The sequence below is a fragment of the Nocardioides sp. genome, assembly GCF_964228225.1.
Classification (GTDB): domain Bacteria; phylum Actinomycetota; class Actinomycetes; order Propionibacteriales; family Nocardioidaceae; genus Nocardioides.
Map to the genome: position 1 here is coordinate 18,739 of NZ_CAXQZB010000079.1, position 9,710 is coordinate 28,448.

Annotated in this window: 12 protein-coding genes; 5 read left to right on the forward strand and 7 right to left on the reverse strand. The window is 74.1% G+C overall.

The genetic code is table 11. From position 1 onward, the window contains the following. The first annotated feature begins 19 nt into the window (after positions 1 to 19). Both ACERUJ_RS18660 and ACERUJ_RS18665 read left to right on the forward strand, forming a co-directional pair. Complete coding sequence (locus tag ACERUJ_RS18660; protein WP_370250435.1) at positions 20 to 661, forward strand: TetR/AcrR family transcriptional regulator; 642 nt, start codon at positions 20 to 22, stop codon at positions 659 to 661. 133 nt (positions 662 to 794) lie between these two features. Beyond that, positions 795 to 1,019, forward strand: coding sequence for a DUF3107 domain-containing protein (locus ACERUJ_RS18665; protein WP_370250437.1), 225 nt, complete (start codon positions 795 to 797; stop codon positions 1,017 to 1,019). A gap of 105 nt (positions 1,020 to 1,124) precedes the next feature. On the opposite strand, the gene ACERUJ_RS18670 is transcribed toward ACERUJ_RS18665, so the two are convergent. Beyond that, on the reverse strand, positions 1,125 to 1,865 hold the full coding sequence (locus ACERUJ_RS18670) for a ferritin-like fold-containing protein (RefSeq protein WP_370250438.1): 741 nt from the start codon (positions 1,863 to 1,865) through the stop codon (positions 1,125 to 1,127). 123 nt (positions 1,866 to 1,988) lie between these two features. On the opposite strand from ACERUJ_RS18670, the gene ACERUJ_RS18675 reads away from it, so the two are divergent. After that, positions 1,989 to 3,572 (forward strand): DEAD/DEAH box helicase, encoded by a 1,584-nt coding sequence (locus tag ACERUJ_RS18675; protein WP_370250439.1) that lies wholly within the window; start codon positions 1,989 to 1,991, stop codon positions 3,570 to 3,572. A gap of 67 nt (positions 3,573 to 3,639) precedes the next feature. Here the strand turns inward: ACERUJ_RS18675 and ACERUJ_RS18680 are convergent, their stop codons facing one another. Beyond that, complete coding sequence (locus ACERUJ_RS18680) at positions 3,640 to 4,362, reverse strand: L,D-transpeptidase (RefSeq protein ID WP_370250440.1); 723 nt, start codon at positions 4,360 to 4,362, stop codon at positions 3,640 to 3,642. 11 nt (positions 4,363 to 4,373) lie between these two features. After that, on the reverse strand, positions 4,374 to 5,171 hold the full coding sequence (locus ACERUJ_RS18685; protein ID WP_370250441.1) for a ParA family protein: 798 nt from the start codon (positions 5,169 to 5,171) through the stop codon (positions 4,374 to 4,376). A 71-nt stretch (positions 5,172 to 5,242) separates the two neighbouring features. Here ACERUJ_RS18685 and ACERUJ_RS18690 point away from each other — a divergent pair, with 71 nt between their 5' ends. Then, a complete protein-coding gene (locus ACERUJ_RS18690; protein ID WP_370250442.1) occupies positions 5,243 to 6,037 on the forward strand; it encodes an SDR family NAD(P)-dependent oxidoreductase in 795 nt (264 codons plus the stop codon). 90 nt (positions 6,038 to 6,127) lie between these two features. On the opposite strand, the gene ACERUJ_RS18695 is transcribed toward ACERUJ_RS18690, so the two are convergent. The 3 genes from ACERUJ_RS18695 to ACERUJ_RS18705 are packed head-to-tail and all read right to left on the reverse strand — an operon-like array spanning position 6,128 to position 7,906. Beyond that, positions 6,128 to 6,763: a DUF6758 family protein gene (locus tag ACERUJ_RS18695; protein ID WP_370250444.1), complete on the reverse strand. Its 636-nt coding sequence runs from the start codon at positions 6,761 to 6,763 to the stop codon at positions 6,128 to 6,130. 31 nt (positions 6,764 to 6,794) lie between these two features. Beyond that, a complete protein-coding gene (locus ACERUJ_RS18700) occupies positions 6,795 to 7,358 on the reverse strand; it encodes a histidine phosphatase family protein (RefSeq protein ID WP_370250445.1) in 564 nt (187 codons plus the stop codon). Between the two features lie 8 nt (positions 7,359 to 7,366). Next, the gene (locus tag ACERUJ_RS18705; protein ID WP_370250446.1) at positions 7,367 to 7,906 is read right to left on the reverse strand and encodes a MaoC family dehydratase; all 540 of its coding nucleotides are present in this window, start codon (positions 7,904 to 7,906) and stop codon (positions 7,367 to 7,369) included. Positions 7,907 to 8,114: 208 nt separating this feature from the next. Here ACERUJ_RS18705 and ACERUJ_RS18710 point away from each other — a divergent pair, with 208 nt between their 5' ends. After that, complete coding sequence (locus ACERUJ_RS18710) at positions 8,115 to 8,678, forward strand: DUF6174 domain-containing protein (RefSeq protein ID WP_370250448.1); 564 nt, start codon at positions 8,115 to 8,117, stop codon at positions 8,676 to 8,678. A gap of 71 nt (positions 8,679 to 8,749) precedes the next feature. Here the strand turns inward: ACERUJ_RS18710 and ACERUJ_RS18715 are convergent, their stop codons facing one another. Next, a complete protein-coding gene (locus ACERUJ_RS18715) occupies positions 8,750 to 9,664 on the reverse strand; it encodes a DUF2332 domain-containing protein (RefSeq protein WP_370250449.1) in 915 nt (304 codons plus the stop codon). Positions 9,665 to 9,710 lie beyond the last annotated feature (46 nt).

Genomic DNA, 9,710 nt, shown 5'->3' on the forward strand with positions numbered 1-9,710 from the left:
ACCGGTAGCATCGCGCTCCGTGACGACGCACTCCTCCGAGCTCGACGCGCCGCGGCCCCGCGGCGGCCGGCTCCCGCGCCGCGAGCGACGCGCGCAGCTGCTGACCTCCGCTCTCGAGGTGTTCGTGCGCCAGGGCTACCACGCGGCCGCGATGGACGACATCGCCGACCGCGCCGGGGTGTCCAAGCCGGTGCTCTACCAGCACTTCCCGGGCAAGCTCGACCTCTACCTCGCCCTGCTCGACACCTCGTGCGACGCGATGATCGCCAACTGCCGCGAGGCGCTGGAGTCCACCCAGGACAACAAGCAGCGCGTGGCCGCCGCCATCACCGCCTTCTTCGACTACGTCGACGCCGACTCCGGCGCCTTCCGTCTGGTCTTCGAGTCCGACCTCACCAACGAGCCCGAGGTGCGGCGCCAGATCGACCGCGTCACCACCGAGTGCGCCGACCTCATCGCCCACGTGATCCGCGACGACACCGGGCTGCCCGAGCCGGCCGCGCGGCTGCTCGCGGTCTCGCTGGTGGGCATGGCCCAGGTCAGCGCCCGCTACTGGCTCACCGAGCAGGGCGGGATCGACCGCGAGCAGGCCACCGCCCTGGTCGCCGGCCTCGCGTGGCGGGGCATCCGCGGCTACCCCCGCACCGACGAACCGGCCTGAGCCGGGGGCACCGCCCAGGTCCCCGCCCCGCTTCGCCCGGGGGTGGGTGGGGCCTGCGACCACCGACCCGGCAGGCTGGTCCCAGCGGCACCCGCCGTTCCCGCAGCATCAGCACCTGACGAAGGAGACGACCGTGGAGGTCAAGATCGGCGTCCAGAACGCCCCCCGTGAGCTCGTGGTCGACGTCGACGACACCGCCGACGAGGTCCAGCAGCGCATCGCCGACGCGCTCACCACCGACGGCGGCATGCTCGCCCTCACCGACACCAAGGGCCGCCGCGTGCTCGTGCCCGCCGGCAAGGTCGCCTACGTCGAGATCGGCTCCGTCGTCGTCGGGACGGTCGGCTTCCGCTCCTGACCGCCCGCCCCGCGGGCACCCGCTCCGGGCCCCGGCCGGTCCTCGACCGTGCCGGGGCCGCGGCGTCCCGGGGGGCCGTGGGCCCCACGTCCCGGCCCGTGGGGCTCAGGCCTCCAGACCGAGGTCGGTCATGCGCTGCTGGTGCCGCTCGGTGAGCCGGGTGAACATCCGGCCGAGGGCGACGAGGTCGAGGCCGGCGCCGCCGAGGCCGCCGGTGAGCAGCGCCGCGAGGGCGTCGCGGTCGGCGGCCACCCGCTGGGCCTGCACGAGCGCCTCCCCCATCAGCCGGCGTCCCCACAGGGCGAGCCGACCCCCGGCCGGGGCATCGGCGGCGATGAGCGCGCGCACCCGGTCGACCACGAACGCCGCCTGGGTGCCGTCGTCGGCCAGGGAGGTGAGCACGAGCTCCCGGGTCTCGGGGTCCAGGTGCGCGGCGATCTCGCGGTAGAAGTCGTTGGCCAGGCCGTCGCCCACGAACGCCTTCACCAGGCCCTCGGCCCAGTCGGCCGGCGCGGTGTGGCGGTGGAAGGAGTCGACGGCCTCACGGAACGGGGCCATCGCCGCCACGGGGTCCTCCCCGAGTGAGCGCAACCGGTCGTGGAGCGTCGTCACGCGGGTCACCTGGGTGGCGGCCATCGAGGCCAGGGCCAGCTTGTCGTCCAGGCCGGGTGCCACGGCGGCGTCCTCGGCGAGCCGCTCGAAGGCCGACAGCTCGCCGTAGGAGATCACGCCGAGGAGCTCGACGATCGCGGCACGGTAGGCCGGGTCGGCGAGCGAGAGCCCCGGCAGGCCCGCGCCGTGCTCCGGACCGGGATCTGCGCCGGAGGCTGCTCGGGATTCAGGCATGGCCGCACCCTACCGATACCATCGAGGACGCAGCCGGTGCCCTCGCCTCCCCGGTACCCCCGGACGGCGACCCAGGGCGCCGCGGGTCCCCGCCCCGAGGGAACCCCGCGACCGGCTGCGTGAATGTGCGCGGTGGATGCTCGCCCGGAGCCTGCCGCACGACCGATCTCGGCTGCCAGGCTGACCACACCGAAAGCGATCACCGTGACCTCCTTCCGCGACCTGGGCGTGCTGCCCGACATCTGCGACGCCCTCGAGGGCGCCGGCATCACCGAGGCCTTCGCCATCCAGGAGATGACCCTCTCCGTCGCGCTGGCCGGCACCGACCTCATCGGGCAGGCCCGCACCGGCACCGGCAAGACGCTGGCCTTCGGCATCCCGGTGGTGCAGCGCGCGCTGCCGCCCACCGACCCCGAGTACGGCACCCTCGCCGCCGGCAAGCCGCAGGCGCTGGTCGTCGCCCCCACCCGCGAGCTCGCCCTGCAGGTCTCGGGCGACCTCGAGCTCGCCGGCTCGAAGCGTGGCATCCGGGTGCTCACCGTCTACGGCGGCGTCGGCTACGACACCCAGATCGACGCGCTCGCGGCCGGTGTCGACGTCGTGGTCGGCACCCCGGGACGCCTGATCGACCTCGCCGACCGCAAGGTCCTCGACCTCTCCCACGTCGGCTCGCTGGTGCTCGACGAGGCCGACGAGATGCTCGACCTCGGCTTCCTGCCCGACGTCGAGAAGCTGCTGCGCCTCACCCCGTCCTCGCGCCAGACCATGCTGTTCTCGGCCACGATGCCCTCGGCGATCGTGGCCCTGGCCCGCATGCACATGCGCCAGCCGATGAACATCCGCGCGGAGTCCTCCTACGAGAACGCCACCGTCCCGGCCACGGCCCAGTTCATCTACCAGTGCCACGACCTCGACAAGCCCGAGATCATCGGCCGGATGCTGCAGTCCGAGGGCGCGGAGAAGTTCGTCGTCTTCACCCGCACCAAGCGCCAGGCCCAGCGCGTGGCCGACGACCTCGTCGAGCGCGGCTTCTCCGCCGGCGCCCTGCACGGCGACATGGCGCAGGTCGCCCGCGAGAAGACCATGACGAAGTTCCGCGAGGACAAGCTGAAGATCCTGGTCGCCACCGACGTCGCCGCCCGCGGCATCGACGTCACCGGGGTGTCGCACGTGGTCAACTACACCTGCCCCGAGGACGACAAGACCTACGTGCACCGCATCGGCCGCACCGGCCGCGCGGGCGCCTCGGGTGTCGCGGTGACCTTCGTGGACTGGGCGGACCTGCACCGCTGGAAGATGATCAACAAGGCCCTCGACCTGCCCTTCGACGAGCCGGTGGAGACCTACTCGACCTCCGAGCACCTGTTCACCGACCAGAACATCCCGGCCGGCACCAAGGGCCGGATCGCGACGCCCAGGCCGGCGCGCGAGGAGCGCGACGAGGCCCCGCGCGAGCGGGCCCCCCGCAACACCAACCGCAACCGCACCCGCACCCGTGGTGGCTCCGCCACCGAGCGCCGGGCCGCCGAGGGCACCGCGCCCGCCGCGCCCGCTGCGGACGCCGACGGCGCCACGACCGACGCGTCGAGCGGCGCCGGGGCCGGCACCACCGGGGGCGCGCCGCGTCGACGCCGTCGTCGCGGCGGCCGGGGCGGGTCCGGCGGGTCGGGCAGCACCGGCGCTGCTGCCGCGACGAGCGCGGACTGACCACACGGGCGCGGGCCCCTCGGCGATCCGGTGACGCTCAGCGCGCCGGATCCCGGTGGGGCCGGGCTCAGACCACGACGACGGTCGTGCCCAGCGGGGCGAAGCGCCACATCGCCTTGGCGTCGCGCGTCTTCTGACGGATGCAGCCGTGCGAGAGCGGGGTGCCCAACTGGGCCTTGGTCTGCACGGGTCGGCCGTCGTCGACCGGGATGGTGTGGAAGCCGATCGCGCCGCCCTCGTCGCCCTGCGTGAAGCGCACGAACCACTTCATCGTGCCTGAGTCGTCGACGCCGACGGCGTCCTCGGAGCGTGAGTACACCTGGTACGTGCCGGGGTCGAGGTTGTCGTAGGCGCTCCCGGAGACGACGTAGGTGCGGCGCACGCGCTCGCGGGAGTCGATCAGCCAGACCCGCTGCAGGCCCTCGCTGAACACGACCCGCCGACCCACGCCGGAGTCCGGGGGCACCAGGGTCATCAGCGCCTCGTCCACGACGGGAGCGGCGTCGGTGAGGTCCCCGGTCTCGTCACCGGTCAGGTCACCGGTCGCGTCGGCACCGGTGTCGGGGGCCGCCGGGGCGACGACGTCCTCGACGACGGCCGGCGGCTCCACCCGGGCGGGGGCGGGAGCAACGGCACGGGGGGCGGCGTCCTCGGCCGCCGCGGGCCCGGACGCCGGCACGACCCCGAGGCCGCCGAGCAGGGCCACCCCGGTGGTGACCAGGCTCGTGGCGAGCAGGGCCACCCGGCCGTACCGCACCCGGGGCGCCGGCTCCGCGCGATGCCTGGCCATGGCCCGGCGACCTACCGCGCCGCGCGCCGCACCAGGTTCGCAGCGACCTCGCGGTAGGCCGCGGCACCCTTGCTGCTGCGGCTCGTGGCGAGGATCGAGCGTCCGGCGGCCGGGGCCTCGGCGAACTTGATCGTCTTGGGGATCGGGGGCTCCACGACCTCGAGGTCGTAGGTCTCCGAGATGGTCTCGAGCACGGTGCGCGCGTGGGTGGTGCGACCGTCGTAGAGCGTGGGCAGCACGCCCCACACCTCCAGGTCGCGGTTGGTGAAGCGACGCACGTCGTGCACGGTGTCGAGCAGCTGGCCCACACCGCGGTGGCTGAGGGTCTCGCACTGCAGCGGCACGAGCACGCCGTCGGCAGCGGTGAGCGCCGCGACCGTGAGGACGCCGAGGGAGGGCGGGCAGTCGAGCAGGATCCAGTCGAAGACCTCACCCGACTCCTTCAGGTCCTCCAGCACCCCGCGCAGGACGTGCTCGCGGCCGGTGCGGGTGAGCAGGTCGGCCTCGGCACGCGCGAGCTCGATGGTGGCGGGCAGCAGGTGCACGCCGTCCTCGGTCTCGAGGATCACCTCGGCCGGGGAGAGTCCCTTGGTGAGCACCTGGTGCACCGAGAGCTCGAGGTCCTCGGGGTCGATGCCGAGGGAGAAGGTCAGGCAGGCCTGCGGGTCGAGGTCGATGAGCAGCACGCGGTGGCCGAGCTCGGCCAGGGCAGCACCGATCGAGGCGACGCTGGTGGTCTTGGCCACCCCGCCCTTCTGGTTGGCGACCGCGAGGGTCGTGGTCGCCTGCGGCTTCTTCTTGCTGCTCATCACGCCCATCATGCCCGACGCCGGGGCCGGGGGGCTGCAGGGTCCGCGCGGGTCCGTGCTTGGATTCGGCCATGTCCGCACCTCGTGATGTCACCCGCGCCGTCGTCCAGGGGCCCGGGACCGCGCTCGTCACCGGCGCCACCGCCGGCATCGGCCACTCCTTCGCCGTCCAGCTGGCGGCCGCCGGCATGGACCTGGTCCTCATCGCCCGCGACGCGGCACGCCTGGAGAGCGTCGCCGCCGACCTCCGCTCCGCCCACGGCGTGGCGGTCGAGGTGATCGTCGCGGACCTGGTGGACCCCGCGCAGTGCGCGGTGGTGGAGGCCCGGCTGGCCGACCGCGACCGACCGGTGGACCTGCTGGTCAACAACGCCGGGTTCGGCTTGAAGAAGCGCTTCCTGGACAACCCCGTGGCCGACGAGGTCGCGATGCTCGACGTGCTGGTCACCGCCGTCCTCCGGCTCTCCCACGCGGCGCTGGGCCCGATGACCGAACGGGGCCGCGGAGGGATCATCAACGTCTCCAGCGTCGCGGCGTTCCTCCCGCGCGGCACCTACAGCGCGGCGAAGGCGTACGTGAACCGCTTCAGCGAGTGGGCCGCCACCGAGTACGGCCCGCAGGGCGTGCACGTGATGGCGCTGTGCCCGGGCTTCACCAAGACCGAGTTCCACGAGCGCATGCAGGTCACCCGCGGCGAGGGCTTCTTGTGGCTCGACGTCGACTTCCTGGTGCGCGAGGCGCTGGCCGACTTCGCCAAGGGCCGGGTGTTCTCGGTGCCCGGCTTCCAGTACAAGGCCATCGTGCAGGCCCAGAAGCTCATCCCCACCCGCGCGCTGCAGGGCCTGCAGTCCCTCGGGCGCCGCTGAGGCCCGCTCGGGGTTCGTCGTACCAACCCTCTGTGCTGTTCTCGGGCCCGGAAACAGCACAGACGGTTGGTACGACGGACCCCCGCGGGCTCACCAGGTCGGTGCGGGGCCCCCGAAGGGGAGCTCCACCAGGTGGGGGCCGTCGCCGGAGGCGTCGCGCAGGATCCAGTCGTCGCGCAGCAGCAGCATCGCCGAGGCCGGTCGCACGATGAGCCACAGCCAGCGTCCGGCCGCCTCCCCGGCCAGCACCGAGCGGTCCCACTCCCCCGCGGTGTCGCTCACCGACACGCTCCACAGCGGCACGACCTGGCGGTCGATGCGCACCCGCACGAGCGCCGGGCCCACCCCGACGTCGGCGCCCGGATCGGGGGCGTCCAGGCCGGCCAGCCGCGACCCGAGGCCGGTGCCCGGCTCCTCGGCGACGACGATCACGTCCACCGGCCCGTCCAGGGCACTGGTGCCGGAGGTGCAGGTCATCGTGGCCCGCGCGGGAGCACCGGGCGCGGCGACCCCGGCGAAGTCGGCGATGCTCCAGCCCGGGCTCAGCGGCCAGGGCAGGTAGGTCGGGCAGCCGGGCGTGGTCTGCAGGTGCTCGGCGAAGTCCTCGTAGGCCACCGTCCGCGGCCGCCACAACGGGGTGATCTCACCGTGCTCGACGCACACGTAGCCGGCCTCGGTCGGGGCGACCGGGGCCGCGCACCGGGGGCAACCGACGGTCAGGGGCATGGCACAAGGTCACCGGCCCGAGCCGTCGTCGTCAAGCGTTCCAGCGCAGGATGACCGGGCTCTCGCGCTCGAACCCGAGCACCGAGATCGTGGCGGTGTCCAGCCGCCAGTAGCGGCCGGCGTCCACCGGGAGGCCGAGCCACCGGGCGGTCAGCGCCCGCAGCGCGTGACCGTGGGCGAACACCAGCGCCGGAGCGTCGTCGGCCCGCTCACGCACCCGTGCGACGACGGCGTCCAGGCGCGCCGTCACCGCGGCGGCCGACTCGCCGCCGGGGGCGCCGCCGGTCCACAGGCTCCAGCCCGGCCGCTCGGCCCGGATGTCGAGGGTGGTGCGGCCCTCGTAGTCGCCGTAGTCCCACTCGGCGAGGTCGGGGCAGACCTCGGCGTCGGGATGCCCGGCCAGCTCGGCGGTGCGGCGGGCCCGCAGCCGGGGGCTGGTGAGCACCAACCGGGGTCGCAGCCCCGCCAGGCGCGGCGCGAGCGCGCGGGCGTCATCCTCGCCGTCGGGCAGCAGCGGGAGGTCGGTGGTGGAGGTGTGGCGGCCGGCGCGGCTCCACTCGGTGGGGCCGTGCCGGACCAGCCACAACTCGCTCATGAGACGACTCAGGCCTCGGCGGCCTGCGGGCCGGGCCAGTTCTTGTCCGGCTGCGGCACCGGACGACCCGGCTGCTCACCGCCACGGGCCTCGAGGTAGTTCTCCTTGGGCACCATCACCTTGCGGCGGAAGATGCACACGACCTTGCCGTCCTGGTTGTAGCCGATGGTCTCGACGTAGACGACGCCGCGGTCGTCCTTGCTCGTCGACTCCCACTTGTCGAGCACGGTGGTCTCGCCGTAGAGCGTGTCGCCGTGGAAGGTCGGCGCGACGTGGCGCAGCGACTCGATCTCCAGGTTGGCGATGGCCTTGCCGGAGATGTCGGGCACCGACATGCCGAGCAGGATGGAGTAGACGTAGTTGCCCACCACGACGTTCTTGCCGAACTGGGTGGTCTGCTCGGCGTAGTTGACGTCCATGTGGAGCGGGTGGTGGTTCATCGTCAGCAGGCAGAACAGGTGGTCGTCGTACTCGGTGACCGTCTTGCCGGGCCAGTGCTTGTAGGTCGCACCGACCTCGAACTCCTCGTAACTGCGACCGAACTGCACGGTGTGCTCCTTCGTGGCGTGACCCGGACCGTCCAGCGCGACCGGGTGGTTCAGGGATTCCGGCTCATCCTCCCAGCACCGCTGCGCGGCGCCACCCCCCGCGTCGATGCTGGACAGTGGCGCTACCCACACGCAGGCCGACCACCCGAGGCGCCGACCACCCCGAGGCGCCGGGAACCGGCGGCGCACCCCGGACGTCGGACCAGCCATGAACGTCACGAGCCGTCCGCGTGCCTCCCGCCCCTCCCGATCCCCGCGAGCCCGCCGCGCGGCACCGACCCTGCTCGTCCTGGCGCTGGTGGGCCTGGCCGGCTGCGGGTCCGAGGCCGAGGCGCTCTACGGCGACGACGCCGCCGGCCCGACCGCGGCCACACCGACCCCCACCCCCAGCGAGCCGCCGACGGTGGGCACCTACCCGGAGTTCGGACCCCGCGACTACGACTACACGCTGCAGGTGTCGTGCTACTGCGCGGACAACGCACCGATCCGCATCTCGGTGCGGGACGACGAGGTCGTCTCCGCCGTCTACGTCGGCCCGCGCGCACGCGAGGCCGGCCTGCGGGGCGAGGAGGCCCCGGACTACCGGCGCCTCACGATCGACGACGTGATCGCCGCCGCCAACGACACCGGGGCGGCCCGCGTGGACGTCGTGTGGCCGCAGGGCCAGGACCACCCCGACTCGGTGTACGTCGACCAGGACGAGCGGATGGCCGACGAGGAGCTCGGCTACGCCGTCAGCGACGTCGACGTCGTCGAGCAGGTCGAGGACTGACCGGGGACTGACCGGGGCCTGACCGGGGCCTGACCGGACCAGGCAGGACGTGACGGAGGGCTGAGGGTGGCTCACGCCCACGTCAGTGGGACGCCGTGCCCGGGCGTGGTGGCGAGGAACGAGCGCTCCCCCGCGTGGTCGAGCACCAGCCAGAAGCGGCGCTCCTCCGCCGGGGTGCGCCGCACGGGTTCGAGGCGCAGGTGGGCGACGTCGGGACCGGCCGAGCGTGCCAGCCGGTCCAGCTCGCCCTCCGCCCGCGCCTGCTCGGCGGGCTCGAGGTACTGCCACATGACGCTGTGCCAGACCACGGTCACCACGTCGGCGCGCGGCTCCAGCGCGGCCAGGGTGTCGGCGGCGCCGGCCACCCGCAGCGGCGGCGGCGCACCCTGCGCGAGGGCCAGGGCGCCCCGGAGCCGCTCCAGCCGCTCCCGCTGGTCGGCCCAGACGTAGGCGGTGAGCGCCAGTCGACCTTCGGTGCCGGTGGCGTCGATCGGGCGCACGTCGGTGCCCTCGCGCGCCACGACGTCGGGCCAGTGGTCGGTCGGGAACGGTGGCGGCCCGCTCCAGGCCGTGAGGTGCACCGGGGAGTCCAGCGGGCCGGCGCCCGAGGCCGGCAGTCCGCCGCCGGTGTAGCGGAAGCGGTCGACCAGCAGGTTCAGCCCGGCGGAGGCGCCGATCTCGACCAGGCGCACCGGACGCCGCTCACCGCGGGCCGCGAGGGCGAGCAGCCCGCCGAACAGCGCCGCCGCCCGGCCGACCTCGTTGGTCTGGGGTGCGCGATCCAGCCACTCCGCGACGGCCTCGGGCTGCGCGGCGACCAGGTCGCGGAACGCGGCCCACCCCGACTCCGGCTCCCAGGTGCCGCCCACGCTGGGGTACCACGCCCCGAGGACGCCGGCGCGGCGCTGGAGCACGAGACGGTGCACCGACCCGAGCAGGCGCAGCGCGACGGCGTCGGGACCGGGCGCGTCGGCGTAGGGCGCCATCACCGACGCGACCGGGGGGGGGGGGGGGGGGGGGGGGGGGGGGGGG

What these genes read in the sequence shown, in the direction of transcription:
- ACERUJ_RS18670 (WP_370250438.1), bottom strand. Translation starts at nt 1,865, where the DNA reads ATGCCTGAATCCCGAGCAGCCTCCGGCGCAGATCCCGGTCCGGAGCAC.
- ACERUJ_RS18675 (WP_370250439.1), top strand. Translation starts at nt 1,989, where the DNA reads ATGTGCGCGGTGGATGCTCGCCCGGAGCCTGCCGCACGACCGATCTCG.
- ACERUJ_RS18680 (WP_370250440.1), bottom strand. Translation starts at nt 4,362, where the DNA reads ATGGCCAGGCATCGCGCGGAGCCGGCGCCCCGGGTGCGGTACGGCCGG.
- ACERUJ_RS18685 (WP_370250441.1), bottom strand. Translation starts at nt 5,171, where the DNA reads ATGAGCAGCAAGAAGAAGCCGCAGGCGACCACGACCCTCGCGGTCGCC.
- ACERUJ_RS18690 (WP_370250442.1), top strand. Translation starts at nt 5,243, where the DNA reads ATGTCCGCACCTCGTGATGTCACCCGCGCCGTCGTCCAGGGGCCCGGG.
- ACERUJ_RS18695 (WP_370250444.1), bottom strand. Translation starts at nt 6,763, where the DNA reads ATGCCCCTGACCGTCGGTTGCCCCCGGTGCGCGGCCCCGGTCGCCCCG.
- ACERUJ_RS18700 (WP_370250445.1), bottom strand. Translation starts at nt 7,358, where the DNA reads ATGAGCGAGTTGTGGCTGGTCCGGCACGGCCCCACCGAGTGGAGCCGC.
- ACERUJ_RS18710 (WP_370250448.1), top strand. Translation starts at nt 8,115, where the DNA reads ATGAACGTCACGAGCCGTCCGCGTGCCTCCCGCCCCTCCCGATCCCCG.
- ACERUJ_RS18715 (WP_370250449.1), bottom strand. Translation starts at nt 9,664, where the DNA reads ATGGCGCCCTACGCCGACGCGCCCGGTCCCGACGCCGTCGCGCTGCGC.